Below are 25,366 nucleotides of genomic sequence, written 5' to 3' on the forward strand. Positions count from 1 at the left end.
TTACTTTCCCCATTCTTCCTGCGCCCGGTTACGGGTCGCGGCGTCCAGCTGGCTGGACCCTTTGGCATATCCGCTCGCCTCAGAGGCGCGCACGAGTTTCAGGTAGGCCAGAACGCCCATGATCAGCCCGGCAAAGGCCAGGATCGCGGCAATCGTCAACTGGCTGTCTGTCAGGTCATTCGAGGTCAGCGCGATGTAGCCAAAGGCCCAGAACCCCGCCCATGCGATTACGTTGATGATGGCGATCACCTTGGTCATGAGATCGAAGCCTTTTCCTCATTTCCGCGGTCGAGGAGCACCAAGGACGTTCCGACCAGCGACAGAGCAGTGATTGCGAGTGGAAATGTTCCAAAAATGATCCCGGTGATTCCAATGCTTACCATTACGCCAAACACAGAAATCGCTGCAAAAAACAGCAGTGAAAGCGCGATCAGAAAGCCAGCTGCCGCCACAGTTCTTTCGAAGAAACCAGTCCTGAAAAGCAGAGCGGCAATGGCAAAATAGAGCAATGCCACCAGTATCGGTGCCGCGTAGATCATCAATTTCTTCAGCAATCCAAAGCGGAATACGCCCTCATCGGTCCATAGCTCTGGAACACCCCAAGCGGCCAGCGCGCAAAGAAAAACTATGCTCGCAGAGACACCCAAAATTATGGGGAACTTAAACCCTTTCAATGATCTTCTCCCCAAACAGACCCTGTGGTCGGAACACCAGAAAGATCAACGCCAGCACATAGGCGAACCAGTTCTCGGTCGCGCCGCCGACCAGCGGGCCAATCGAGAATTCGAACAGCTTCTCGCCCACACCGATGATCAGTCCGCCGACGATGGCACCGGGGATCGAGGTGAACCCGCCCAGCATCAACACCGGCAGCGCCTTGAGTGCGATCAGTGACAGCGAGAACTGTACGCCCGATTTGGTGCCCCACATGATCCCCGCGACCAGCGCCACGAATCCGGCCACCGACCAGACCATGACCCAGATGAAGTTGAGCGAGATCCCGACCGAAAGTGCCGCCTGATGGTCATCCGCCACAGCGCGCATGGCCCGCCCCTGCTTTGTGTACTGGCTGAAGGCCACCAGCGCCGCGACCAGAAGCGCCGCGATCACGGTTGCCACGATGTCGAGGTTGTCGATGAAGAAACCATAGCCGAAGATGTTAAAGGTGACCTCGTCAATCCACAGGTTGATGCCCTGCGGCAGACCCACATCCAGCGTCTTGATCTCGGATCCCCACATCAGGTCGGCCACGCCTTCAAGGAAATAGGCCAGACCGATCGTGGCCATGAACAGGATGATCGGCTCCTGCCCAACCAGATGCCGCATGACAAAGCGCTGCACACACCACGCCAGCAGAACCATCACGCCCATTGTCAGGATGATCGCCAGCAGGGCGGGGATGGTCCAACCGAAGTTGTAGACATGAGTGCCGAAGGTCGCGTTGATCAAATGCGCGAAAGGCACCTGCCCGTTCATGATCCCGACCAGTGTCATCGCCGCAAACAGGGCCATAACCCCTTGCGCGTAATTGAAAATCCCGGATGCTTTGTAGATCAGCACAAAGCCCAGCGCGACCAGCGCATAAAGCACCCCGGCCATCAGACCGTTAAGGATGACCTCCGTGGCAAAGATTAACTGCTCAGGCATATGTGCCTCCCCGGATATCTGCTTTGGTCTCAGTCATGGCTGACTCCCAGATAGGCGTCGATGACTTCCTGATTGTTGCGCACCTCGTCGGGCGTGCCGTCACCAATCTTCTTGCCGTAATCCATCACGACCACGCGGTCGCTCAGGTCCATCACCACGCCCATATCGTGTTCGATCAGGGCGATGGTGGTGCCGAATTCGTCATTCACGTCGAGGATAAAGCGGCTCATGTCCTCTTTCTCTTCAACGTTCATGCCCGCCATCGGTTCATCCAGTAGCAAGAGCTTTGGTTCTGCCGCCAGAGCACGCGCAAGTTCCACCCGCTTTTTCAACCCGTATGGAAGGCGCGACACGGGCGTTTTTCGGATGTGCTGGATTTCAAGGAAATCGATGATCTTCTCGACCGCCTCACGGTTTTCAACCTCTTCCGCCTCGGCCTTTCCCTTCCACCAGGCCTGCTGGAGGATGTTGGTCTGCATGAAATTCAAACGCCCTGTCATGACGTTGTCCAAAACGCTCATCCCCTCGAACAGGGCGATGTTCTGGAACGTCCGCGCGATCCCCTGCTGCGCCACCTCAAAGGGCCGCATCGCTGGGCGTTTTGATCCGTGGAACCAGACCTCTCCCTCCTGCGGGACATAGAACCCCGAGATGACGTTCAGCATCGATGATTTTCCGGCCCCGTTCGGCCCGATGATGGCGCGAATCTCACCCTCGCGAATATCGAACGAGATATCCTTGATCGCCACGACGCCGCCAAAGCGCAGAGTGATGTTCTTCATCTCCATCACCACGCCGCCGATCTTGCGACCGTCTTCAGTGACATATCCTTCGGCGTTATCCAGCATCAGTCACTCCCTGACTTGCGCAAAAACGGGATGGCGGACAGGGCGATGGCCGCAGGTCGCGCGGTGCTGTGGCGGCCCTCATTCCGCTGCCACCTTGTGCTGCGCAACCGGTACAACCGGCGCGTCCACGATTTTCAGCGTTGCGCTAATCGATCCCTTGCGCCCATCCTCATAGGTCACTTCGGTCGTGGTCGAGACGCTTTCGGACCCGTCGTAAAGCGCCGCAATGATGTCGTGGAACTTCTCTTCGACAAACCCGCGCCGAACTTTCCGGGTGCGGGTCATCTCACCATCATCAGCATCCAGTTCCTTGTGCAGCACCACAAAGCGATGCACCTGGCAACCGGACAGCATTTCATCAGCCGCTACCGATTTGTTGACCTCTTCCACATGCGCCTTGATCGTCTCTAACACACGCGGATGGCCCGCCAGTTCCTGATAGGACGCATAGGCCACGTTGTTGCGTTCCGCCCAGTTGCCGACCGCTGTCAGGTCAATATTGATGAAGGCCACACAGCGATCCTTGCCGTTTCCGAACAGAACGACCTCGAGAATATCGGGGTAGAACTTCAGCTTGTTCTCGACATATTTCGGCGCGAACATGGACCCGTCGGCCATTTTGCCCACGTCCTTGGCCCGGTCGATGATCCGCAGATGGCCCGAGCTTTCCTCGATGAACCCGGCATCACCCGTTGCCACCCAGCCTTCGGCATCTTTGGTTGATGCCGTGGAATCCGGGTTGTTGTAATATTCGACAAACACGCCGGGCGAGCGGTAGTGGATCTCGCCCTTGTCGTCGATCTTGATCTCAACATCCGGCGCGGGCACGCCAACCGTATCGGCCCGAACCTCACCATCCGGCTGCACGGTGATGAACACGGTTGCTTCGGTCTGACCGTAAAGCTGTTTCAGGTTAATGCCCAAAGATCGATAGAAATCAAAGATTTCCGGTCCGATCGCTTCACCCGCTGTATAGCCAACCCGGAACCGGCCATAGCCCAGCGTATCCTTGAGCGGCCCATAGACCAACAGGTTACCCAGCGCGTATTTCATCCGGTCGCCAAAGCCGACGGGTTTGCCATCCAGCAACTTGCCGCCCACCTTTTTGGCATGCGCCATGAAGTGATGGAACATGCGCTGCTTCAGCTTGCTCGCATCCTCCATCCGGATCATCACATTGGTCAGCTGGCTTTCAAACACGCGCGGCGGGGCGAAGAAATAGGTCGGCCCGATTTCGCGCAGATCGGTCATCATCGTGTCGGCGCTTTCCGGGCAGTTCACGCAGAACCCGCACCAATAGGCCTGACCGATGGAAAAGATGAAATCCCCAACCCATGCCATTGGTAGGTAGGAGAGGATATCTTCATCGCGGGTCAGATGGTCGAAGATCGCTGAATTCTTGGCGCTTTCAATCACGTTGCGGTTCGACAGAACCACCCCCTTGGGCTTGCCCGTTGTGCCCGAGGTATAAAGCATGACGCAGGTGTCGTTATAGGTGATCTCAGAGATGCGCTTGTCCAGCTCTGCATCAAACCGCTGATGTCCTGCCTGACCTTCGGCCATGAGGTCTTCCAGCGCGTTCATCTGACTGTGGTCGTATTTCCGCATCCCGCGTTTGTCGGTATAGAGGATATGCTTGATCTGGTGCACTTTTTCCTGAATTTCGATGACCTTGTCGACCTGTTCCTGATCACCGCAGACGACATATTTCGCACCGCAATGCTCCATCACATAGGTCATCTCTTCGGCGACTGCATCCTGATACAGAGGCACCGGAATTGCACCGACCATCTGTGCCGCGACCATGGTCCAGTAATGTGCTGGCCGGTTGCGCCCGACCACGGCAATGTGGTCACCGCGCTCAACGCCAATTTCAAGAAATCCAAGGGCGAGAGCACGAACTTCCTTGGCCGCTTCAGCCCAGGTCCAGCATTGCCAGATCCCAAATTCTTTTTCCCGATAGGCCGGGGCATCCCCGAACTGGGTCGCGTTGCGGTGTAGAAGCGCCGGAAGGGAGTGCAACCCTTCGGCGCCCGACTGCGTCTGAGCCAATCTTTTTCTCCTCCCCATCCGGCCTCCTCTAAGCCGGAAATGGCGGATCCGGGAAAGCCCCCGGATGCCAGTGCCCCGATTTGGGACACCCGCACGATCAGCGTCAAGTTTTGCCTGATGTTTTCTCAATTCTTACGAATTGTAACAGGTGCAGAAGGGTGATGTTACGTTTTGTACAATATGTACAAATGCAGACTGTTACGAGGAACCCGTTCGTCCCACGCAATTACCGTACCAAACAGGTCCTGTGTGCAGCAGGGACGCCGGACCGGCAAACAGAATTCGACCTTCGGCAGGTTGGCGCGGTTACTGATACTTAGCTTTTAATGCTGCTTTTTTAAAACGACCAACAGATGTTGAGCGCAACGTGTACAGCAACCCCAAAAGTTTCGTGTTCAAGGGCATTGTCTTATCGCGGTAAACGAGACTTGCCTCATAGGGCTTGTTGGCGTCGCAAAGTTCAATGATTTCACCTGCGGCCAAAACCATCTCTTCCATCAGGGTTTCTGCGGCTACTGCCTTGCTTGCCTCATCCTCGGAAATTGTTTTGTCTCTTTGGGACTTTCGCCGGAAATCCACAATGGCAGCGGGCACGTATTCAGTGACCCGATTTCTGAATCGCGTCATGTCAGAGCCATTGGCCTGAGTGCCGTCCGATTTGGTGTAGGAGTTGTAATCACCGTATAGGGCCAGGATCGTGCTCGTCTGGTGAAACAAAAGATCTTGCCGTGCAAAATCGAGTTCGACATAGCGATCAATTCGGGCCTGCTCTTCGATCATGACCGATACTGCAGTCTTCGCATCATCTGCTTTGGCACTATGAACCGCCAAAACAAATAAGGCCAAAATCAAAACAATCCTGGACACCCAAAGCTTTCCAACTCGACTTGCAATCATAACGAGGTACTCCTTCACCATTGAGAAAGCACTCGAACACTACCACAAATCGGCAAATAAATCCGCCAAGCCGAAATTCGGGCCGTTAGCGCCTGACGCCTTTTGAGCCCCTACAACCAATCCCGCAGGATCGGGATCAGGGGCACATCCGCGGCCGGCATGGGGTAATTGCGCAGGTCATTTGCGCGGACCCATTTCAGCGCCTGCCCCTCTTTCGACTGTGGGATGCCCTGCCATTTGCGGCAGGCGAACAGAGGCATCAGCAGGTGGAAATCATCATAGCTGTGGCTGGCGAAGGTCAGGGGGGCAAGGCACGAGGCCCAGGTGTCGATGCCCAGCTCCTCGTGCAATTCGCGGATCAGGGCGGCCTCGGGGGTTTCGCCGGGCTCGATCTTGCCGCCGGGAAACTCCCAAAGACCGGCCATGGATTTGCCCTCGGGGCGTTGGGCCAACAGCACCCGGCCCTCGATGTCGATCAGGGCGACAGCAGAGACCAACACGGTTTTCACGAGCGGTAATCCGCGTTGATCTCGATATATCCGTGCGTCAGATCGCAGGTCCAGACGGTGGAATTGCCTTCGCCCAGGCCCAGATCAACGGCGATGACCAGATCCTGACCTTTCATATAAGCGGCAGCTGTGTCTTCGCTGTAATCGGGGCTGACCCAGCCTTTTTCGGCCACAAGGATGTCGCCGAAGGAAATGCTCAGCAGGTCGCGGTCCGCCGCGGCACCGGATTTACCGATGGCCATGACGATACGACCCCAGTTCGGGTCTTCGCCCGCGATGGCGGTTTTGACCAGCGGAGAGTTGGCGATGGCAAGGCCGTGGATCTTGGCGTCAGCGTCTGTTGCGGCCCCTTTTACGCGGATTTCGACGAATTTCGTGGCACCTTCGCCATCGCGCACCACTTGCTGGGCCAGATCCAGCATCACGGCTTCCAACGCCTCGGCGAAAGCCGCGTTGCCGGTGGCGTCCACACCCGAAGCGCCGGTGGCGCACAGCAGCAGGCTGTCCGAGGTGGATGTATCGCTGTCCACGGTGATGCAGTTGAACGTCCGGTCTGTCTGCGCGCTCAGCATCGCCTGCAACGCTGATTGTTCGACCTGCGCGTCGGTGAAGATATAGACCAGCATCGTCGCCATATCTGGCGCAATCATGCCCGAACCCTTTGCAATCCCCGCAATAGAGACTGTTTTGCCATCAATTTCGACCTGCGCCACGGCCCCTTTCGGGAAGGTGTCCGTGGTCATGATCGCGCGTGCGGCGTCTTCGATCGCGTGACGGCTGAGACCCGCCTTCAGCGTTTCAAGCTTGGCAATGATGCGGTCATGAGCCAGCGGCTCACCAATCACGCCGGTTGAGGAGGTAAAGACCCGCTCGACCGGAACACCAGTCGCCTTCGAGACGGCCTGCGTTACTTCGGCCACCGAGGTCTGACCATAATGCCCGGTAAAGGCATTGGCATTGCCCGAGTTCACCAGGATCGCCGCCGGGCCGTCACTGGGCCCGCCGATCTTGTCCTGACAATCCAGAACCGGTGCCGCCCGTGTGGCCGAACGGGTAAAGACCCCGGCCACAGATGTGCCCGGGTCCAGCACGGCCAGCATGACATCGGTGCGGCCCTGATATCGCACGCCCGCCGCGACGGTGGCAAACCGCACACCGTCAATTGCAGGCAAATCAGGGAAGGACGCTGGCGCCAGCGGCGAAACCTTGGTGATCTTGGCCACGGGGGTTACTCCTGAATCAGGTCCAGCTGGCGCAGGACTTCGGGTCCGGCACCTTCCAGAGCGGGGCGGTCGATCTGGGCCTGCTGTGTCAGTTCATCGATGCGCGCCTGAATGGCGTCCTGCTGAACGGTTTGTGCAAGCTCTTCGCGCACGGCGTCCAGCGCGGGCGCTTCGGTTTTGCGCTTGTCGTTCAGCTTGACCACATGCCAGCCAAACTGCGTCTGAACCGGATCGGACACCTGCCCTTTTTCAAGCGCGACCACGGCTGTTTCGAACTCCGGTACCATCTGGCCCTTGCCGAACCAGCCCAGCGCGCCGCCATTGGGACCGGACGGACCGGTGGAGTGCTCGCGCGCGAGCTCGGCGAAATCGGCGCCGTCATCAAGCTGCGCCTTAAGGTCGTTGGCCTGTTCTTCGGTCTCAACCAGAATGTGGCTGGCATCGAATTCGTCCTCACCCGCGAAATCGTTGTACTGCGCGTCGTAGGCCGCCTGAATGGCCTCGTCCGTGACAACGGTATCGGTCAGGGCTGTGACGGTCTGAACCGCCAGAAGTGAGCGTTCTTCATTTTTCAGCCGCAGCGTGTTCAGTTTGTTCAGCCCATCCTGCTGTTGCCCCAGCAATTGCTGCTGGATCAGCTGTTCCAGCACGAAGTCGAACAATACGTCATCTTCGGCCTGCTGGTATTGCGGCGGCAGGGCGGCAACGGTAGCGATCACGTGACCCAAAGTGATCTCATCCCCGTTCACACGCGCCACCACGGTGGATGCATCCGGCTGGGTTTCGGCGGCCAGCGGCAAGGCCATCATGGCGGTCAGAGCCAGCGATGGCAGAAAAGTGAGGCCTTTGGGCATTGAATCATCCTATTTCCTTGCCGCGGCAGGGCGCAGCGTTGACACTCTGGAACCTGCCGCTTACATCGCTTTGAAGCCTTGGACAGGGCCGCCTTTCACCCCCCGTATCTATGGGTTGCGCGCAAGGTGGGCAAGCCTGTCAAAAACCAAGACAAGAACAGATCCGCTGGAGTGAACATGCTGGGACTCGGAACGCTCGCCAAAAAGGTGTTCGGAACACCGAACGACCGCAAGATCAAGGCGACCCGCCCCCTGATCGAAAAGATCAACGCGCTGGAACCCGAGTTCGAGAAGCTGTCCGATCAGGACCTGATCGACAAGACAGAAGACCTGCGCAAACGCGCGCTGGATGGCGAAAGCCTTGACGATCTGCTGCCCGAAGCCTTTGCCAACGTGCGCGAAGGTGCCCGCCGCGCGCTGGGACTGCGCGCCTTTGACGTACAGCTGATGGGCGGTGTGTTCCTGCATCAGGGCAACATCTCGGAAATGAAGACGGGTGAGGGCAAGACACTGGTCGCGACCTTCCCGGCGTATCTGAACGCGCTGACCGGCAAGGGCGTGCATGTGGTCACGGTGAACGAATACCTGGCCAAGCGCGACGCGGAATGGATGGGCAAGGTGTTTGCTGCCGTGGGCATGACCACCGGCGTGATCTGGTCGGGCCAGCCCGATGCAGAGAAACTGGCCGCCTATAAATGCGACATCACCTATGCCACCAACAACGAGCTGGGTTTTGACTATCTGCGCGACAATATGAAGGCCGATCTGGAGCAGGTTTACCAGAAGCACCACAATTTCGCGATTGTGGACGAGGTCGATTCGATCCTGATCGACGAGGCGCGGACGCCGCTGATCATCTCGGGCCCGGCACAGGACCGCTCGAACCTGTATACCGCCATCGATGCGCTGATCCCGAGCCTGACCGACGAACACTACACGTTGGACGAAAAGGCCCGCAACGTGACCTTCACGGATGAGGGCAACGAGTTTCTGGAGCAGCAGCTGTTGGCTGCCGGTTTGATTCCCGAAGGCCATTCGCTGTATGACCCGGAAAGCACGACCGTTGTGCATCACGTGAATCAGGGTCTGCGCGCGCACAAGCTGTTCCAGCGCGACAAGGATTACATCGTGCGCGACGGCAATGTCGTTCTGATCGACGAGTTTACCGGCCGCATGATGCCGGGCCGCCGCCTGTCCGAGGGTCTGCACCAGGCCATCGAAGCCAAGGAAAACGTGCAGATTCAACCCGAGAACGTGACGCTGGCCAGCGTGACCTTCCAGAACTATTTCCGCCTTTACGACAAGCTGGGCGGCATGACCGGGACCGCCCTGACCGAGGCCGAGGAATTTGCCGAGATTTACGGCCTGGGCGTGGTCGAGGTTCCGACCAACAAGCCGATTGCCCGTGTGGACGAGGACGATCAGGTCTATCGCACCGCCATGGAAAAATACGGCGCGATGATCGAAGAGGCCAAATTGGCGCAGGAAAAGGGCCAGCCGGTTCTGCTGGGCACGACCTCGATCGAGAAATCGGAACTGCTGAGCCAGATGCTGACCAAGGAAGGCATCGCCCATAACGTTCTGAACGCCCGCCAGCACGAGCAGGAGGCGCAGATTGTCGCCGATGCCGGCCGTCTGGGCGCGGTAACCATCGCCACCAACATGGCCGGTCGCGGTACCGACATTCAGCTGGGCGGCAATGTCGAAATGAAGGTGCTGCAAGCGATTGCGGACAACCCCGAGGCTGATCCGTCGGAGCTGCGCGCCGCAGAAGAGGCGCGCCACGCGGAAGAAAAAGAAAAGGTTCTGGCCGCAGGGGGCCTTTATGTGATGGCGTCCGAACGCCACGAAAGTCGCCGCATCGACAACCAGCTGCGCGGCCGTTCGGGCCGTCAGGGCGATCCGGGCCGTACCGTGTTCTACCTGAGCCTTGAAGACGACCTGATGCGCATCTTTGGCTCGGAACGGCTGGACAAGGTGCTGACCACGCTGGGCATGAAAGAAGGCGAGGCAATCATTCACCCCTGGGTGAACAAGTCGCTGGAACGCGCGCAGTCCAAGGTCGAGGGCCGCAACTTCGACATGCGCAAGAACGTTCTGAAATTCGACGACGTGATGAACGATCAGCGCAAGGTGATCTTTAGCCAGCGCCGCGAAATCATGTCGGCCAATGACCTGTCCGAGATCGTCTCGGATATGCGCGAGCAGGTGATTGACGATCTCATTGACGAATACATGCCGCCGAAATCCTATGCGGATCAGTGGGATACCGACGGTCTGCATGCGGCGATCAAGGACAAGCTGACCATCGACGCCCCGGTTCAGGACTGGGCTGCCGAAGAAGGCGTGGATGACGAGCAAGTGCGGGAGCGCTTGGTTAAGGCCGCAGATGAGATGATGGCCCAGAAGGCGGTTGCCTTTGGTCCCGAAAACATGCGCAACATCGAAAAGCAGGTGCTGTTGCAGACCATCGATGCCAAATGGCGCGAGCATCTGCTGACGCTGGAACACTTGCGCTCGGTCGTGGGTTTCCGCGGCTATGCCCAGCGCGATCCGCTGAACGAATACAAAAACGAAAGCTTCCAGCTGTTCGAAACCATGCTGGACGGTTTGCGGGAAACCGTGACACAGCAATTGTCGCGCGTGCGGCCACTGACCGAAGAAGAGCAGAAGGAAATGCTGGCGCAGATGGCGGCGCAACAGGCGCAGGCACAACAGGCCGTGGACAAAGCCGCAAGCCAAGCCGAGGCCAAGGCCGAAGCGGCGGCGTCAGGCGATGCCCTGCCGGGGTTTGATGAGGGCGATCCGTCAACCTGGGGTAACCCGTCGCGAAACGACCTGTGCCCCTGCGGATCCGGAAAGAAGTTCAAACACTGCCACGGCAGATTGACCTAACGTTAACACCCTTTCATCACAATGAGTCCGTCTCGCGGCCACAAATTGGCCGCGATTGGTGGCGAGAGTGCAAGCTGCTCCTTCAACTGGGGAGGGTGTCTTGTTTGTAGTTCGCAACTACGTAACCATGTGCGGAACGGTCGCTTGTGCCTTGGGCATAGGCTATCTGATGCAGAACGGACCGGCTGCGCAGCAGAACCGCGCGCAGGGCGGTGTTGATGTGGCCTCCGTTGCCGATCAGTCTTCGATTCTGTCGGGGCTGGACGGTATCGTGCTGACGTCGGCTACAGTATCAGATGCCGATCCGGTCAATGTCACACCGGCACCCCGCGCTGTACCCGCTGTCCCCAGAACATCGAGTTGCAGGATCAGCGCGCACGCGACCGCAGCGCCCGGTGCCTTGGCGCACCTGTCGCTGAAAGCGCCGTGCCACAAGAATGAGCGGATCGAAATCCACCATAGCGGCCTGACTGTTAGCCAGATGACTGACGCCAGCGGCGCGCTGGATATGGCGATCCCGGCCCTTTCGGAATATGCGATTTTCCTGTTTTCCTTCGAAGATGAAACAGGCACCGTCGCCACCACTCACGTCCCCGAAATCGCCGGTTTTGATCGTGTTGTCCTGCAATGGCAGGGTGATACCGAGTTGCAGATTCACGCGCTGGAATTTGGCGCCAGCTATGGCGCGGATGGCCATGTCTGGGATGACGCATCTGCAGAAGGCGCCGGTAAGGTTATGCGTCTGGGTCAGTCCGGTTCCGGTGTGACGCAGAATATCGAAGTGTATTCTTTCCCGGCCAGTACATCGGATCAGTCGGGCACGATTGACCTGACCGTCGAGGCCGAAGTGACCGATGCAAATTGCGGCCACACGCTGAACGTGCAGTCGCTGGAGCTGTTGTCGGACCGCCGCCTGCGGTCGCGCGACATGTCCGTGACCTTGCCGGATTGTTCGCGCTCGGGCGAGTTTCTGGTGTTGAATAATCTGCTCTCAGACCTGACAATCGCGGCAAAGTAATCCGCAGGCAGGCTTGAACCTCTTATGACATTTTTCCGTGTGGCGGTGGCTGCGCTGTTTTCCGTGACGGTGGCGACCGGTGCTTTTGGGCAGGACATCACGTTGACCTCGCATGATGGCAAGGTCGAAGTGACAGGCAATCTGCTGAGCTTTGACGGTGAGTTTTATCGCGTCGATACGCAATTCGGGACGTTGACCGTGGATGGTTCCGGCGTCACATGCGAGGGACCCGCCTGCCCCAACCTGATCGATTTCGTCGCCGAAGTGCAGTTTTCCGGATCATCGGTGATGGCCGAAACGGTGCTGCCCGCCCTGATCATCGGCTTTGCCCGTCAGGAAGACCTGACCGCGACCCCCGCCCGCGTGGATGAGGACACCTTTATTTACGAGTTGCATCAGGCAGGCCGGTCGGCGCCGCTTGCGCGGTTTTTCTTTGACGTGGGCACCACGGATCGCGGGTTCAGCGACCTGATCGCAGACCGGGCGGATATCGTGATGGCCCTGCGCGAGATGCGCGAGGCCGAGCGGGAGGCTGCCGAAGCTGCGGGGTTGGGCGATCTGAAACGCACGCGGCGATCACGGGTCATTGCACTGGATGCCATGGTCCCGGTCGTGGCCCCCGACAGCGTGATGCGGCAGGTTTCGCTGGCGGATCTGGCCCGCATTCTGTCCGGAGAGATCAGCAACTGGGCGCAGCTGGGTGGGCCGGATGCCCCTATTGCACTGCATGTGCCAGAGGCCGGGTCGGGTCTGGCGCAGGCGGTCGAGGATCAGGTTCTGAAAACCGCCGGTGTGGTGCTGACCGATACGGCGATCCGCCACAATCGCATACATGACCTGACCGCGGCTGTGGCTAAGGATCCGTTTTCCATCGGTATCGCCAGCAAGGCATCGGCCCATGGCACCCGCGCTGTGCCTTTGACTGGCGGGTGCGGGCATCCTCTGGCCGCGACCCGCCAGTCAATCAAGACCGAAGATTACCCGCTGAATATGCCCATGTTCCTGTATCTGCCGGAACGCCGCCTGCCCCGGATTGCGCGACAGTTTCTGGCCTATAGCCAAAGCCCCGAGGCACAGGTGGCGATACGTGACGCGGGATATGTGGATCAATCTGCTGAAACCCTGCCGGTTGGCGTGCAGGGGGACCGGCTTGCCAATGCGGTCGTCACCGGCGGAACTGAGGTCGGACTGGAGGAGTTGCAGCGCATGATCGAAACCTTGCGCCCGCTGTCGCGCCTGTCCCTGTCGGTCCGGTTCGAACCCGGATCGTCCCGTCCGGACGCGCAGTCACGCGCCAATATTCAGCAACTGGCGCAAATGCTGGACGCGGGTACGTTGCAGGCACGCAAGGTGGTGTTTGCAGGCTTCAGCGATGGGGACGGGGGTGCCGTTTCAAATGCCCGCATCGCCCTGCGGCGCGCGCAAACCGTGCGAAACGCGGTTATCGCCGCGCTTGAAGCCCCGATCCCTGATAGTATCACGGTCACCGCCGAAGGATTTGGTGAAGCGATGCCCATGGCCTGCGATGACACCGAATGGGGCCGCAAGGTCAACCGCCGGGTCGAGATTTGGGTGCAGTAGCCGCTAGAGATACCCTTCGGAACGAAAGCTGAGCTCGGTCGATTTGCCGATGATCAGGTGGTCATGCAGAATCAGCCCCAGGGCGGAACAGGCATCCTGAATGCGGTTGGTCATATCGATGTCTGACTGTGACGGCGTTGGGTCGCCCGAAGGATGGTTGTGCACCAATATCAAGGCCGAGGCATTCAGTTCCAACGCCCGTTTCGCCACTTCGCGCGGATAGACCGGCACGTGATCCACGGTGCCTTTGGCCTGTTCCTCATCCGCGATCAGGACGTTCTTGCGATCCAGATAGAAAACGCGAAATTGCTCGGTCTCGCGATGCGCCATTGTCGTGTGGCAATAATCCAGCAGCGCGTCCCAGCTGGATATTACGTGTCGTTGCATCACCCGCGCCCGTGCCATCCGATGCGCGCAGGCTTCGAGGATTTTCAGATCGGTGATGACCGTATCACCAACGCCCTTGATCTGCCGCAGCCGTTCTTCGGGTGCTGTCAACACACGGTTGAAATCGCCAAAGGCATTCATCAATGCCCGCGCCAATGGTTTCACATCCTGCCGAGGGATGGACCGGAACAAAACCAGTTCCAGCAACTCATAATCCGGGATCGCTGCGGATCCGCCCGCCATGAACCGTTCGCGCAGCCGCTTGCGATGGTCTTTGATGTAGGAGGGTAACCGACCATTCGGCAGCGGCTGCGCTGGCGCTTCGTCCGTATCAAACAGCATGGTGGCTTCGGCAAAGGCGTCCTGTGTCATGCGTTTACCCTGTCGCAGAATCACTTTCCGAAAGGTTAACGCACCTCTCCTGCCATATGCGCGGTGGCGCGGCGGACAATCATGTGCAGAAGGATCGAAAATACGCCCAGAGTCAGCATCGCTGCAAACATCAGGTCCGTCTTGGCGCGGCCATTGGCCAGCAGCATCAGATATCCCAGACCTTGCGATGAACCGACCCATTCACCGATCACGGCACCGATCGGCGCATACACCGCTGCCAGCCGCATCCCCGAGGCCAGAGACGGCAACGCCGCAGGGATACGGATGTGCCACAACACAGTGCGCTTGCTGGCCTGCATCGTGCGTGCAAGGTCCAGATACCCCTGCGGTGTCCGCATCAAACCGTCAAAAAAGGACGACGTGATCGGGAAATAGATGATCAGGACCGCCATCGCGACCTTGGACAACAAGCCATAACCCAGCCACAGGGTCAGCAACGGGGCCAGTGCAAAGACCGGCAGGGCCTGCGTGAACACCAGCATTGGCTGCACCAAAACTCGTGCGACGCGGGAATTGGCCAGCTGCAATGCAGTGACAACGCCAAGCAGCGTGCCGCAGGCAAGGCCGATAATGACCTCAATGGCTGTGATCCAGGTGTGTTCGGCAATCAGCCAGCGGTTCTGCCACCAGGTCTCGGCAACCACCAAGGGGCCGGGCAGGATGAACTTTGGCAATCCGGTCAGGGTCACGATCCCCTGCCAGATGGCAATGGCAAACAGGGTTGCTGCCAGAACAGAGAGGGACTTCATACCCCGCCCTCCCGCAGCAGCCGCAAAAGCGCGCCTTGTGTTTCCAGCGTCTGCAGATCGTCCACGCTGCGCGGGGCTGGAGCAACCGGCGGATCGCACGGCGTCAGCCCGTGCTGTGTCATGACGACGATGGATTGCCCCAGACGCGCGGCCTCGCCCGGATCGTGGGTTACCAGAAGGACAGTGCGGCCCCGCAGCGCCTCGGCGGCCAGATCCTGCATATCGGCACGGGTTCGGGCATCAAGGGCTGAAAAGGGTTCATCCAGCAACACAATCGGCCGGTCTTCCATCAAGGTGCGGGCCAGTGCCACGCGCTGACGCTGCCCGCCCGAAAGCTCGGGCGGTTTCTTGGTCATATGGTCCTGCAACTGCATCCGTTCGATCAGGCGGTCACGCCGGTCAACGTCAACTTTCTCGCCCCGCAGCCGCGCGCCCAGTGAGACGTTTTGCGCAACACTCGCCCAAGGCAGCAACAGGTCGTCCTGCGCCATATAAGCAACCCGGTCTGAAACCGACTGGCCATCGCTGGCGGTGATCCGGCCCGTGAATTCAGCCCCGGTTTCCAGCCCGGCAATCAACCGCAAAACCGTGGTTTTGCCAACACCCGATCCACCCAGCAGACAGGTCCACGCCCCTGCGTCAAGCGTCAGGGTCAGCGGCGCGAACAGAGTCGCGCCATCGATCATGGCTGTGCCGCTGATGGTCAGATCGGGCGCCGGGGTCATGGGGTCAGACCCATCTGCCAGAAATTGACTTCCAACTCCGTGGCCGTACGGAACGTCCTGCACAGACGATCCCAGCGAGGCGACGTTTGGAAATCCGCCCCAATCCGCCTTGTTAGAGCCGAATCCAGCAACTCACCCACGGCCACGCAGGCGTTCTGGTAGCCCTCGTCCGCGTAGGTATCGATCCAGCCACGATAGGTCGTTGATGTTGCCTCCTCAGCCAGGCGGGTGCCTATCTCACCATATCCCATGACGCAGGGTACAAGTGCTGCCAGAAGATCCAGCAGATCACCGCTATAGCCCGCCTCGAGAACAAAGCGGGTATAGGCCAGGTTTTCGGGCCGTTCCGGCGTTGCAAAAAGGTCTGCCTGCGAGATGCCTTCTGCTTCGCAAATGCCGATATGCAGCTTCATCTCTTCGCTGATCAGGCCGTTCACGGTACGCGACGCTGCCAGCATTTCAGCATGTGTTTCCGATTTCACCACGGCCAGCGCCCAGGCGCGCGAGAAGTGTATCAGGAACACATAATCCTGACGCAGATAGTGCAGGAACGCCGGGCGTGGCAGGGTGCCGTCTTTCAGTGCTTCGACAAAAGCGTGGCGGGTGTAATCCCGCCACGGCCCCTGCGCCGCATCGCGCATCAGCGCAAAGGCTTTGCCATAATCGCTCATTGCGCGGTTACGTCGATGGCAATGTCACTGACGGGCAGGACGGTGTCGATCATGCCGCTGTCGTTCAGGAATGCCTCGAACCGGGCATAACGGCCAGCGTCAAACCCGGCGGGACGCAGGGCAAAGCGCGGCAGCGTGTCGACCCATGCGCGCGCATTCAGCTCGTCCTGCAGTTCGGGTGAAGTGGCTGAGAAGACCTCCCAGCTTTTTTCGGGGTTGTTGACGATGTACTGAGTCGCTTTTTCGGTCGCGGCCAGGAAACGGGCGATCTTGTCTTTGTCCATCGTATCAGGGTTGGCGACATAGATCAGTTCGTCATAAGACGGCACGCCCTCTTCCTCGATATAGAAACAGGTGCCGGGGCGGCCTTCGATATCCATCTGGTTCAGCTCGAAGTTGCGATAGGCGCCGATCACCGCATCCACCTGACCGGTCATCAGCGAGGGCGAGAGCGAGAAATTCACGTTGATCATCTCAACATCATCCAGCGCGACGTCGTATTTGCCAAGCACGGTGCTGAGAATGGCCTCTTCCACACCGGCGACGGAAAAGCCGATTTTCTTGCCTTTGAGGTCAGCGGGCGATTTGATCGGGCCGTCTTTCAGAACCAGCAGGCAGTTCAGGGGCGTCGCGACCAGCGTGCCGACCCGTTTCAGCGGCAGCCCTTCGTGGATCTGCAAATGCAGTTGCGGTTGATAGGATACCGCCAGATCCGCCTGACCGGCAGCCACCAGACGCGGCGGTGCGGATGGGTCGGCGGGGGCAACGACTTCGACCTGCAACCCCTGTTCGGCGAAATAGCCGTTTTCCTGCGCCACGATGATGGGCCCGTGGTCAGGGTTGATAAACCAGTCCAGAAGGACGGTCATTTTGTCTTCGGCCCAGGCTGGCGCGGCGGCCAGAAGGGCAAGGGCTGTCATCAGCTTTTTCATATCACACGTTTCCTTTTCTCAGGAGGCTGAGGCCGCGACGAGCACAATCTCGCCCGGCCAAATCGGTTGGATTTTCTCGGCAGCGCGCCATGCGCGCAGCCCGGTGGCACAGCAAAGGGCGAGGCGTTGCCCCTTGTTTGGGTCTATTTTTTGTATTTCTTCGGGTGAAATGCGCGTTGCATTCGGGTGAGCCGGAACCGGAGCTTCGTTCGGGTCACGCAGTTCGATAATCTGGTCTGTCTCCCTCAACTGACTGGCGGAGAGAAAGCGGAAACAGCTTGACGGTTCCGGCGCGTCATCAAAACGAAACCCGGTGCTGCGCAGGGTTCGCGCATCATATTGCACCATCTGCCCTAGGGGTGATGGGTCAAGCCGCAAGATCAGGCTCAGCGCCATCTGCGCCTGAATGGACCCGATCACACCGACAACGGGACCCAGAACACCCGCCGTGGCGCAGCTTGCGCCGCTATCCGGCGCATCGGGGAAAACGGCTCGCAGAGAAGGCGCGCCGCCACAGAAGCCGCCCGCATATCCTGAAAGCCCCAACACCGAGGCGCTGATCAGTGGCTTGCCTTGTGCCAGACAAGTATCCGACAGCATATAACTGACCGCATAGCTGTCGGCACAATCCAGGACAAGATCCGCCTGCGACACCAGATTGGGCGCATTTTCCCCTGTTAGAGCCTGTTTCTTGGCAATCACATCGATTTCGGCATTCAACGCACGGCATCGGTCAGCGGCGCGTTCAGCCTTTGACTGCCCGCAATCTTCTTCTGAAAACAACGTTTGGCGATGCAGATTCGACAGATCAATGATATCACCATCTACAATCGTGATGTGCCCCACTCCGGCTCCGGCCAATAGCGGCAGAAGCGGCGCGGCCAGACCACCTGCGCCGACCACCAGAACACGGGCCGCAGTCAGGCGGCCCTGTCCTTCGATCCCAACCTCGGGCAGCAGCGTTTGGCGGACATAGCGGCTCATCTCCTGACCTCGATCCAAGCACGCACCCGCGCTTCGGGGTCGGTGTTCAGCGTGATGTCCGTGACGGCCGAGACAATGTCGGCCCCCGCTGCCAGCACCCCTGCTGCGCGCTCGACGCTCATGCCGCCAATACCGACCAGAGGAATGTCCCCAACCCGCGCCTTCCATTCGGTCACGCGGGGCAGGCCCTGCTGATGCCATTTCATCTTTTTCAGGATGGTCGGATAGACCGGGCCCAGCGCCACGTAATCAGGATCCATGGCCAGAACCCGCTCAAGCTCATCATCGTCATGAGTGGAAACACCCAGCTTTAGACCCGCTTTTCGGATAGATTTCAGGTCTGCGTCATCCAGATCCTCTTGCCCCAGATGAACCCAGTCACAACCCAGATCGATGGCCTGCTGCCAGTAATCGTTGATCACCAGAACCGCCCCATAGTCGCGGCACAGATCGCGCGAGGTGGCAATCTGATCGCGCACCACCTCATCCGGCTGATCCTTGATACGCAGCTGCACCAGTTTGACACCCAGGGGCAGCATCCGCCGCAGCCAATCCGCGTGATCAAAGATCGGATAGAAACGGTCCAGCGTCATGACAGGAAGGCCTTTCCAACAACAGGGGTCGAAGGCTCGGCCATATCACGCGCCTCGATTGGGTCTGCCTGATGGGCCAGTTGTCCGGCATGGATTGCCTGCGCCATCGCCTTGGCCATCAGAACGGGATCACCGGCACGGGCCACAGCTGTGTTCAGCAGAACGGCATCATAGCCCAGTTCCATCGCGTGGGCCGCGTGGCTGGGCAGGCCGATCCCGGCATCCACCACCAGCGGCGTGTCGGGGAACTCGGCCCGCATCGACCGCAGGGCGTATTCGTTGTTCAGCCCACGCCCAGACCCGATAGGCGCGCCCCACGGCATCAGCACTTCGCACCCCGCTTCCAGCAGGCGTTCGCCCACGATCAGATCATCGGTGGTGTAGGGAAACACCTCAAACCCGTCTTCGGTCAGGATTCGCGCAGCCTCGACCAGCTGGAACACATCCGGCTGCAAACTGTCGGTGTGGCCAATCAGTTCCAGCTTGATCCATTTGGTGTCAAACACTTCGCGCGCCATATGGGCTGTGGTCACCGCCTCTTTCACCGTATGACAGCCAGCCGTATTTGGCAGGATCAGAACACCCAGCTCACGGATCATCTGCCAGAATGTCTGCCCCGCGCCGGATTCCCGCCGCAGCGATACCGTTGCAACCGCCGCACCGCTTTCGCGAAAGGCCTGTTCCAGAATGGCGGGGCTGGGATATTGGGCGGTGCCCAGCATCAGCGGGTTCGGCAACTCGATGCCGTAGAACGTTCTCATCCTCAGCCCCCCTGCATCGGCGCGACAACTTCGATCCGGTCGCCATCGGTCAGTTTGTGCGCAATGCGCAGGCTTGACGGCACGAAATCTTCGTTCACTGCGGTGGCCACACGGCCCGAGAAGCCGCATTCCAGCAACAGACCCGACAGGGTTTCAGCGCGCACGTCCCGCGTCTCGCCGTTAAGCACGATCTTCATCGACCATCTCCGAATGTGTGTTGTCCAATGCCAGATCAGCGACACCCCGCGCCATTGCAGGGGCCAGCAGATAACCATGGCGATACAGCCCATTGGCATAGATTGTCCGACCCAAGCGCCGGATACGCGGCAGGTTGTCCGGGAAAGCGGGGCGCAGGTCGACGCCGATCTCCAGCACCTCGGCCTCGCCAAAGGCCGGGTTCACGGCATAGGCCGCGCTGAGCAGTTCCAGCATCGAGCGGGCGGTGATGCGGCCGCTGTCCTCGGATTCGATCATGGTTGCACCCAGCATGTAGACGCCGTCCCCGCGCGGAACGATGTAGAGCGGCATCCGCGGATGCAACAGCCGCACCGGGCGCGAAAGGTTCACATCGGGGCAGCGGAGAACCAGCATTTCACCCTTCACGCCGCGTAGGTCATGCAGATATTCGCGCGCGTGCAGGCCCCGGCAGTCAATGGCGTTGTCCAGTTGCGCCGGAGCCAGCTTTCGGTGGAATTCCACGCCTGCGCCTTGCAGGTGACGATGCAGATCGCGCAATGCCTGGCGAGGATCAAGGTGCGCTTCGTTCTCAAAATACAGAGCTTTGCCGAACTTGCTCAGATCAGGCTCTAATTCAATTATTTTCGCGCGATCAAACTCGCTGAACCCTTCGGTCCTGCGTGCAAACCGACGCAGGTCGGGCAGGTCACGTGCGTTGGCAACAACAAGGGTTCCACTTCTGTTTACCTGCGTTCGCTGCACCCACCATTCGATGGCTTCCTGCCCCAGCCGCAGAACCGGTTCTTCCGCATTTTCATATTCACACCACGGCGCCAGCATCCCACCGGCCCACCAGGAACACCCATGCGGGCCGGGCGGGCCGCCCGGATCAAAAACCTGCACCCTTGCGCCGCGTGACACAAGCTCACTGGCCACGGCCAGACCCGCAACGCCTGCACCTATGACCGACCAGAGCGTCACGCGGGCCAGATCCGATGGAAGTGGTGCACAGGGCCGTGCCCGGCACCAATCTTCAGCTCATCCGCCCGCGCGATGGCCCCTTGGAGATAATCATGCGCCTGCGCGACCGCATCCCTCAGCGGCAGGCCCCTGGCCAGTCCGGCGGCGATCGATGACGACAGGGTGCATCCGGTTCCGTGGGTGTTTTTCGTGTTCTGACGCGGGGCCTGAAACGCGGCCACGATACCTGAGGGGTCGACCAGCAGATCGTGGCAGACATCGCCGGACCCATGCCCGCCCTTCATCAAAACCGCACCTGCGCCCAGATCACACAGGGCCTGGCCTTGTGCGGCCATCTCGTCCGGTGATTGCGCCGGTGTCGCATCCAGCAAACACGCCGCTTCGGGCAGATTGGGTGTCAGCACAGTCGCTGCTGGCACCATCACTTCGCGCAGCGTCCGGACCGCTTCCTGCGCCAACAACGCATCTCCGGATTTTGCGATCATGACAGGATCAAGAACGACGGGACCTTTGAACGCTTCCAGGCCTTGGGCCACTGTATGAATGATCTCTGGCGTCGCAAGCATACCGATCTTGATGGCCGTCACATCCAGATCGCTGAGCACCGCGTCGATTTGAGCGGCAATGACATCCAGCGGAACCCCATGCACCGCAGAGACGGCTTGCGTGTTCTGCGCCGTAACAGCGGTAATGACACTAGCGCCGAATACACCCAACGCGGACATCGCTTTCAGATCGGCCTGAATCCCGGCGCCTCCGCCACTGTCAGACCCCGCAATGGTCAGGGCAATTGCCGCCATGTCGTTGCTCCATCTTTTTTGGGCAACGAGGTAAGGAAAACGTCTGTGTTCATAAGACCGTTCCCTACGCCGGAATTGCCCGGATCAGGTTCGATGGGTTAGCGCGGCTGCGCCTCTCAGCCCTGATACGGGCACCCCAACGGTTGTCGTGGACAATTTCAGGGTCGACGGTCGGAATCAAGACCCAATTTGGCAAATGCATTGCCACTTTTGGTCATCTGATAAGGCCAATTGAGTGTCTTTAGGGAGTGTTTTGCGAGGCTCTGCCTCGCGCTCCGGGATATTTAGAGCCAGATGAATAACGGATCCCTGCTTCATCTGGCTGGAAATATCCCGGGGGAGGCGCCCGGAACGGGCGGCGGGGGCAGAGCCCCCGGGTAACCCTGGTTGTCAGCTTTTCATACCGTCCCAGAAGGATTTGACGGATGAGAAAAAGCTTTTTGATTCCGGGTGGTTGTCTTCGCCCAGGTCATCAAACTCGCGCAAAAGTTCTTTCTGGCGGGTGGTCAAGTTGACCGGGGTTTCAACCGCCAGTTCGATGAACATGTCGCCAACACCGCCGCCGCGCAATGCGGGCATGCCTTTGCCGCGAAGACGCATTTGCCGACCCGACTGGCTGCCAGCCGGGATCTGCACCCGCCCACGCCCGCCATCGATTGTCGGAACCTCGATCGATCCGCCCAGCGCGGCCTTGGCCATGCTGACCGGTACACGGCAATAAAGGTTTACGCTGTCGCGTTCGAACAACTTGTGATCAGACACTTCCACAAAGATGTAGAGGTCGCCCGGAGGGCCACCACGCATTCCGGCCTCGCCTTCACCCGCCAGTCGAATACGCGTTCCGGTTTCGACACCAGCGGGGATGTTGACCGACAAAGCGCGATCTTTTTCGACGCGGCCTGCACCTTTACAGGATTTGCAGGGGTTCTTGATGATCTGACCCAGACCCGAACAGGTGGGGCAGGTTCGTTCGACCGTAAAGAAGCCCTGTTGCGCCCGCACCTTACCCATACCGGAACAGGTGGGGCAGGTTGTCGGCTCGACCCCGCCTTCTGCACCGGTTCCTTCGCAGGAGGAACAAGCCACGGCTGTAGGTACATTGATGGTTTTCTGCTGGCCCGAGAACGCCTCTTCCAGCGATACACGCAGGTTATAGCGCAGGTCCGAGCCGCGCGCGGCGCGTCGGCCGCCACCGCCACGTTGCCCGCCCATGAAATCGCCGAACAGGTCGTCGAATACATCCGAGAACGCGCTGGAGAAATCGCCCTGCCCAAAGCCGCCGCCAGGCCGACCACCGCCGCCCATGCCGTTTTCAAATGCGGCATGGCCAAAGCGGTCATAGGCCGCCTTTTTGTCGGCGTCGCGCAGCACGTCATAAGCCTCGTTGGCTTCCTTGAACTGCGCCTCGGCATCCGGGTTGTCCTTGTTGCGGTCCGGATGCAACTCTTTGGCTTTCGTGCGAAAACCTTTCTTGATCTCATCCGCCGAAGCGCCCTTGGACACACCGAGCACTTCGTAATAGTCGCGTTTTGACATCAGTATTTCCTTCTGCCTCAACGTAAATAGGCCGGCCCGGCATCCGGACCGGCCCACATTGGCCCGGTTACCCGTTAGTTACGCTTTTCGTCGTCCAGATCTTCAAACTCGGCATCGACGATATCGTCATCACCATGTGCGGCATCCGCTGCGACAGGCTCGTCCTCGGCCTCTTCGGACTGCGCCTTGTAGATGGCCTCACCCAGCTTCATCGCTGCTTCGGTGACATTCTGGATGCCAGACTTGATCTTGTCGGCATTGTTGGTTTCCAGCTCGTCCTTGAGTGCGGCGATGGCCAGTTCGATGGCTTCGATCGTGGTCGGGTCGACTTTGTCGGCATGCTCTTCCATCGACTTTTCGGTCGAGTGGATGAGACTTTCCGCCTGGTTCTTGGCGTCGACCAGCTCGCGGCGTTCCTTGTCGGCTTCCGCGTTCTCTTCGGCGTCCTTGACCATCTTTTCGATGTCTTCGTCGGACAGACCGCCCGATGCCTGGATGGTGATCTTCTGTTCTTTGCCGGTGCCTTTGTCCTTGGCCGAAACCGAGACAATGCCGTTGGCGTCGATGTCGAAGGTCACCTCGATCTGGGGCATGCCGCGCGGTGCGGGCGGGATGTCTTCGAGGTTGAACTGACCCAGGATCTTGTTGTCCGCAGCCATTTCACGTTCGCCCTGGAACACGCGGATGGTCACGGCGTTCTGGTTGTCCTCGGCAGTCGAGAAGACCTGAGACTTTTTCGTCGGGATCGTGGTGTTGCGGTCGATCAGGCGAGTGAACACGCCACCCAGCGTCTCGATGCCCAGCGACAGCGGGGTCACGTCCAGCAGAACCACGTCCTTGACGTCGCCCTGAAGAACACCGGCCTGAATGGCGGCGCCCATGGCAACCACTTCGTCCGGGTTCACGCCTTTGTGCGGCTCTTTGCCAAAGAACTTTGTGACCTCTTCGATCACTTTCGGCATCCGGGTCATACCACCGACCAGAACAACTTCGTCCACGTCAGCAGCCGACAGACCAGCGTCTTTCAGAGCAGCCTGGCACGGTTTCATCGACTTCTTGATCAGGTCGCCGACCAGAGATTCCAGCTTGGCACGGGTCAGTTTCATGACCATGTGCAGCGGCTGACCGTTCGAACCCATCGAGATGAACGGCTGGTTGATTTCGGTCTGCGAGGTCGAGCTGAGTTCGATCTTGGCTTTTTCCGCGGCTTCTTTCAGACGCTGAAGGGCCATCTTGTCAGCAGACAGATCGACACCGTGTTCCTTTTTGAACTCATCCGCCAGGTAGTTGACGATGCGCATGTCAAAGTCTTCACCACCCAGGAAGGTGTCACCGTTGGTCGATTTGACCTCGAACAGGCCGTCGTCGATTTCCAGAATGGTCACGTCGAAGGTACCGCCACCAAGGTCATAAACCGCGATGGTTTGGGTTTCCTGCTTGTCCAGACCGTAGGCCAGCGCGGCAGCTGTCGGTTCGTTGATGATCCGCAGCACTTCCAGACCGGCGATTTTACCGGCGTCTTTGGTGGCCTGACGCTGTGCGTCGTTGAAGTATGCCGGAACGGTGATGACCGCCTGCGTGACTTCCTCACCCAGATAGCTTTCCGCGGTTTCCTTCATCTTGCCCAGAGTGAAGGCCGAGATCTGGCTTGGGGAGTATTTTTCACCGCGGGCCTGAACCCACGCGTCGCCGTTGCCACCATCGACGATGGTATAAGGCACCATTTTCTTGTCTTTTTCGACTTCGGCATCATCCACACGACGACCGATCAGACGCTTGACGCCAAAGATCGTGTTGTCGGGGTTGGTGACCGCCTGACGCTTTGCAGGCTGACCGACCAGCCGCTCTTCTTCGGTGAAGGCGACGATCGAGGGCGTGGTCCGCGCCCCTTCGGCGTTTTCGATAACCTTCGGTTGCGAACCGTCCATGATGGCCACGCACGAGTTTGTGGTCCCGAGGTCAATCCCGATTACTTTTCCCATTTTTGCAATCCCTTTCTCTTCAAGGCGATGTCTCGACGGCAGGACCCGTTACGGCATCCCGTCCCCGATCTGATGTGCGCGACAGCACTACCATCGCGCGTCCCGGCGTATATAAGGGCGAGACCAGAGGCCTGCAAGCACCGTAGAACGCAGGTTTTAGGGATTCTGATG

Annotated in this window: 25 protein-coding genes and 1 riboswitch; of the genes, 3 read left to right on the top strand and 22 right to left on the bottom strand. The window is 59.2% G+C overall.

What is annotated here, in order from left to right; all coding sequences use genetic code 11:
* The 9 genes from ACR0AM_RS08500 to ACR0AM_RS08540 form a co-directional block, all read right to left on the bottom strand.
* Positions 1–258 carry a hypothetical protein gene (locus ACR0AM_RS08500; RefSeq protein WP_480474337.1) on the bottom strand — a complete coding sequence of 86 codons (258 nt, stop codon included), beginning with the start codon at positions 256–258 and terminating at the stop codon, positions 1–3.
* On the bottom strand, positions 255–674 hold the full coding sequence (locus tag ACR0AM_RS08505) for a hypothetical protein (protein WP_480622641.1): 420 nt from the start codon (positions 672–674) through the stop codon (positions 255–257). Before ACR0AM_RS08505 ends, ACR0AM_RS08500 begins: the two co-directional genes overlap by 4 nt.
* On the bottom strand, positions 661–1,647 hold the full coding sequence (locus ACR0AM_RS08510; protein WP_480474339.1) for a branched-chain amino acid ABC transporter permease: 987 nt from the start codon (positions 1,645–1,647) through the stop codon (positions 661–663). Before ACR0AM_RS08510 ends, ACR0AM_RS08505 begins: the two co-directional genes overlap by 14 nt.
* Positions 1,648–1,676: 29 nt before the next feature.
* Positions 1,677–2,495: an ABC transporter ATP-binding protein gene (locus ACR0AM_RS08515; protein WP_480474340.1), complete on the bottom strand. Its 819-nt coding sequence runs from the start codon at positions 2,493–2,495 to the stop codon at positions 1,677–1,679.
* A gap of 78 nt (positions 2,496–2,573) precedes the next feature.
* Positions 2,574–4,547 (bottom strand): AMP-binding protein, encoded by a 1,974-nt coding sequence (locus ACR0AM_RS08520; protein WP_480622642.1) that lies wholly within the window; start codon positions 4,545–4,547, stop codon positions 2,574–2,576.
* Between the two features lie 306 nt (positions 4,548–4,853).
* Complete coding sequence (locus tag ACR0AM_RS08525) at positions 4,854–5,444, bottom strand: hypothetical protein (protein ID WP_480493996.1); 591 nt, start codon at positions 5,442–5,444, stop codon at positions 4,854–4,856.
* Positions 5,445–5,554: 110 nt separating this feature from the next.
* The gene (gene mutT, locus ACR0AM_RS08530) at positions 5,555–5,953 is read right to left on the bottom strand and encodes an 8-oxo-dGTP diphosphatase MutT (protein WP_267363933.1); all 399 of its coding nucleotides are present in this window, start codon (positions 5,951–5,953) and stop codon (positions 5,555–5,557) included.
* Entirely contained in the window at positions 5,950–7,176 is a 1,227-nt protein-coding gene (gene argJ / locus ACR0AM_RS08535; protein WP_480622643.1) for a bifunctional glutamate N-acetyltransferase/amino-acid acetyltransferase ArgJ, read from the bottom strand. Before argJ ends, mutT begins: the two co-directional genes overlap by 4 nt.
* Positions 7,177–7,181: 5 nt before the next feature.
* Entirely contained in the window at positions 7,182–8,030 is an 849-nt protein-coding gene (locus ACR0AM_RS08540; protein ID WP_267363935.1) for a peptidylprolyl isomerase, read from the bottom strand.
* A 177-nt stretch (positions 8,031–8,207) separates the two neighbouring features.
* Between ACR0AM_RS08540 and secA the strand changes: the two genes are divergently transcribed.
* The 3 genes from secA to ACR0AM_RS08555 all read left to right on the top strand — a co-directional run bounded on the left by secA (position 8,208) and on the right by ACR0AM_RS08555 (position 13,524).
* Positions 8,208–10,925 (top strand): preprotein translocase subunit SecA, encoded by a 2,718-nt coding sequence (secA, locus tag ACR0AM_RS08545; protein ID WP_480622644.1) that lies wholly within the window; start codon positions 8,208–8,210, stop codon positions 10,923–10,925.
* Between the two features lie 100 nt (positions 10,926–11,025).
* Positions 11,026–11,943 carry a hypothetical protein gene (locus ACR0AM_RS08550; protein WP_480622645.1) on the top strand — a complete coding sequence of 306 codons (918 nt, stop codon included), beginning with the start codon at positions 11,026–11,028 and terminating at the stop codon, positions 11,941–11,943.
* A gap of 24 nt (positions 11,944–11,967) precedes the next feature.
* On the top strand, positions 11,968–13,524 hold the full coding sequence (locus ACR0AM_RS08555; RefSeq protein ID WP_480622646.1) for a phosphate ABC transporter substrate-binding/OmpA family protein: 1,557 nt from the start codon (positions 11,968–11,970) through the stop codon (positions 13,522–13,524).
* Positions 13,525–13,527: 3 nt separating this feature from the next.
* Here the strand turns inward: ACR0AM_RS08555 and radC are convergent, their stop codons facing one another.
* From radC to dnaK, 13 genes are all read right to left on the bottom strand, one after another.
* The gene (radC, locus tag ACR0AM_RS08560) at positions 13,528–14,283 is read right to left on the bottom strand and encodes a RadC family protein (protein ID WP_480482451.1); all 756 of its coding nucleotides are present in this window, start codon (positions 14,281–14,283) and stop codon (positions 13,528–13,530) included.
* Between the two features lie 35 nt (positions 14,284–14,318).
* A complete protein-coding gene (locus ACR0AM_RS08565) occupies positions 14,319–15,053 on the bottom strand; it encodes an ABC transporter permease (RefSeq protein WP_480622647.1) in 735 nt (244 codons plus the stop codon).
* Positions 15,050–15,778: an ABC transporter ATP-binding protein gene (locus tag ACR0AM_RS08570; RefSeq protein ID WP_480622648.1), complete on the bottom strand. Its 729-nt coding sequence runs from the start codon at positions 15,776–15,778 to the stop codon at positions 15,050–15,052. The genes ACR0AM_RS08565 and ACR0AM_RS08570 overlap by 4 nt, the downstream gene beginning before the upstream one ends.
* On the bottom strand, positions 15,775–16,449 hold the full coding sequence (gene tenA / locus ACR0AM_RS08575) for a thiaminase II (RefSeq protein WP_480622649.1): 675 nt from the start codon (positions 16,447–16,449) through the stop codon (positions 15,775–15,777). Before tenA ends, ACR0AM_RS08570 begins: the two co-directional genes overlap by 4 nt.
* Positions 16,446–17,381, bottom strand: coding sequence for an ABC transporter substrate-binding protein (locus ACR0AM_RS08580; RefSeq protein ID WP_480474352.1), 936 nt, complete (start codon positions 17,379–17,381; stop codon positions 16,446–16,448). The genes tenA and ACR0AM_RS08580 overlap by 4 nt, the downstream gene beginning before the upstream one ends.
* 18 nt (positions 17,382–17,399) lie before the next feature.
* Positions 17,400–18,365, bottom strand: coding sequence for a ThiF family adenylyltransferase (locus ACR0AM_RS08585; RefSeq protein WP_480622650.1), 966 nt, complete (start codon positions 18,363–18,365; stop codon positions 17,400–17,402).
* Positions 18,362–18,958, bottom strand: a complete 597-nt coding sequence (locus ACR0AM_RS08590; protein WP_480622651.1) for a thiamine phosphate synthase — start codon at positions 18,956–18,958, stop codon at positions 18,362–18,364. The genes ACR0AM_RS08585 and ACR0AM_RS08590 overlap by 4 nt, the downstream gene beginning before the upstream one ends.
* The gene (locus ACR0AM_RS08595; protein ID WP_480474355.1) at positions 18,955–19,719 is read right to left on the bottom strand and encodes a thiazole synthase; all 765 of its coding nucleotides are present in this window, start codon (positions 19,717–19,719) and stop codon (positions 18,955–18,957) included. Before ACR0AM_RS08595 ends, ACR0AM_RS08590 begins: the two co-directional genes overlap by 4 nt.
* Before the next feature lie 2 nt (positions 19,720–19,721).
* A complete protein-coding gene (gene thiS, locus ACR0AM_RS08600; protein WP_480622652.1) occupies positions 19,722–19,916 on the bottom strand; it encodes a sulfur carrier protein ThiS in 195 nt (64 codons plus the stop codon).
* Positions 19,900–20,877 (bottom strand): FAD-dependent oxidoreductase, encoded by a 978-nt coding sequence (locus ACR0AM_RS08605; protein ID WP_480622653.1) that lies wholly within the window; start codon positions 20,875–20,877, stop codon positions 19,900–19,902. Before ACR0AM_RS08605 ends, thiS begins: the two co-directional genes overlap by 17 nt.
* Positions 20,874–21,677: a bifunctional hydroxymethylpyrimidine kinase/phosphomethylpyrimidine kinase gene (thiD, locus tag ACR0AM_RS08610; RefSeq protein ID WP_480622654.1), complete on the bottom strand. Its 804-nt coding sequence runs from the start codon at positions 21,675–21,677 to the stop codon at positions 20,874–20,876. Before thiD ends, ACR0AM_RS08605 begins: the two co-directional genes overlap by 4 nt.
* A 44-nt stretch (positions 21,678–21,721) precedes the next feature.
* A riboswitch (TPP riboswitch) is annotated at positions 21,722–21,826 on the bottom strand.
* 241 nt (positions 21,827–22,067) lie between these two features.
* Positions 22,068–23,213, bottom strand: coding sequence for a molecular chaperone DnaJ (dnaJ, locus tag ACR0AM_RS08615; protein ID WP_480474359.1), 1,146 nt, complete (start codon positions 23,211–23,213; stop codon positions 22,068–22,070).
* Between the two features lie 74 nt (positions 23,214–23,287).
* Positions 23,288–25,195 (bottom strand): molecular chaperone DnaK, encoded by a 1,908-nt coding sequence (dnaK, locus tag ACR0AM_RS08620; RefSeq protein ID WP_480518184.1) that lies wholly within the window; start codon positions 25,193–25,195, stop codon positions 23,288–23,290.
* Between the last annotated feature and the right edge of the window lie 171 nt (positions 25,196–25,366).

The organism is Ruegeria sp. AD9 (assembly GCF_056542305.1).

Excerpts from the sequence above, each read along its gene's own strand:
- ACR0AM_RS08500 (WP_480474337.1), bottom strand. The coding sequence starts at position 258 with ATGACCAAGGTGATCGCCATCATCAACGTAATCGCATGGGCGGGGTTC.
- ACR0AM_RS08510 (WP_480474339.1), bottom strand. The coding sequence starts at position 1,647 with ATGCCTGAGCAGTTAATCTTTGCCACGGAGGTCATCCTTAACGGTCTG.
- ACR0AM_RS08515 (WP_480474340.1), bottom strand. The coding sequence starts at position 2,495 with ATGCTGGATAACGCCGAAGGATATGTCACTGAAGACGGTCGCAAGATC.
- ACR0AM_RS08525 (WP_480493996.1), bottom strand. The coding sequence starts at position 5,444 with ATGATTGCAAGTCGAGTTGGAAAGCTTTGGGTGTCCAGGATTGTTTTG.
- ACR0AM_RS08540 (WP_267363935.1), bottom strand. The coding sequence starts at position 8,030 with ATGCCCAAAGGCCTCACTTTTCTGCCATCGCTGGCTCTGACCGCCATG.
- secA (WP_480622644.1), top strand. The coding sequence starts at position 8,208 with ATGCTGGGACTCGGAACGCTCGCCAAAAAGGTGTTCGGAACACCGAAC.
- ACR0AM_RS08555 (WP_480622646.1), top strand. The coding sequence starts at position 11,968 with ATGACATTTTTCCGTGTGGCGGTGGCTGCGCTGTTTTCCGTGACGGTG.
- radC (WP_480482451.1), bottom strand. The coding sequence starts at position 14,283 with ATGACACAGGACGCCTTTGCCGAAGCCACCATGCTGTTTGATACGGAC.
- ACR0AM_RS08565 (WP_480622647.1), bottom strand. The coding sequence starts at position 15,053 with ATGAAGTCCCTCTCTGTTCTGGCAGCAACCCTGTTTGCCATTGCCATC.
- ACR0AM_RS08570 (WP_480622648.1), bottom strand. The coding sequence starts at position 15,778 with ATGACCCCGGCGCCCGATCTGACCATCAGCGGCACAGCCATGATCGAT.
- tenA (WP_480622649.1), bottom strand. The coding sequence starts at position 16,449 with ATGAGCGATTATGGCAAAGCCTTTGCGCTGATGCGCGATGCGGCGCAG.
- ACR0AM_RS08580 (WP_480474352.1), bottom strand. The coding sequence starts at position 17,381 with ATGAAAAAGCTGATGACAGCCCTTGCCCTTCTGGCCGCCGCGCCAGCC.
- ACR0AM_RS08585 (WP_480622650.1), bottom strand. The coding sequence starts at position 18,365 with ATGAGCCGCTATGTCCGCCAAACGCTGCTGCCCGAGGTTGGGATCGAA.
- ACR0AM_RS08590 (WP_480622651.1), bottom strand. The coding sequence starts at position 18,958 with ATGACGCTGGACCGTTTCTATCCGATCTTTGATCACGCGGATTGGCTG.
- ACR0AM_RS08595 (WP_480474355.1), bottom strand. The coding sequence starts at position 19,719 with ATGAGAACGTTCTACGGCATCGAGTTGCCGAACCCGCTGATGCTGGGC.
- thiS (WP_480622652.1), bottom strand. The coding sequence starts at position 19,916 with ATGAAGATCGTGCTTAACGGCGAGACGCGGGACGTGCGCGCTGAAACC.
- thiD (WP_480622654.1), bottom strand. The coding sequence starts at position 21,677 with ATGGCGGCAATTGCCCTGACCATTGCGGGGTCTGACAGTGGCGGAGGC.
- dnaJ (WP_480474359.1), bottom strand. The coding sequence starts at position 23,213 with ATGTCAAAACGCGACTATTACGAAGTGCTCGGTGTGTCCAAGGGCGCT.
- dnaK (WP_480518184.1), bottom strand. The coding sequence starts at position 25,195 with ATGGGAAAAGTAATCGGGATTGACCTCGGGACCACAAACTCGTGCGTG.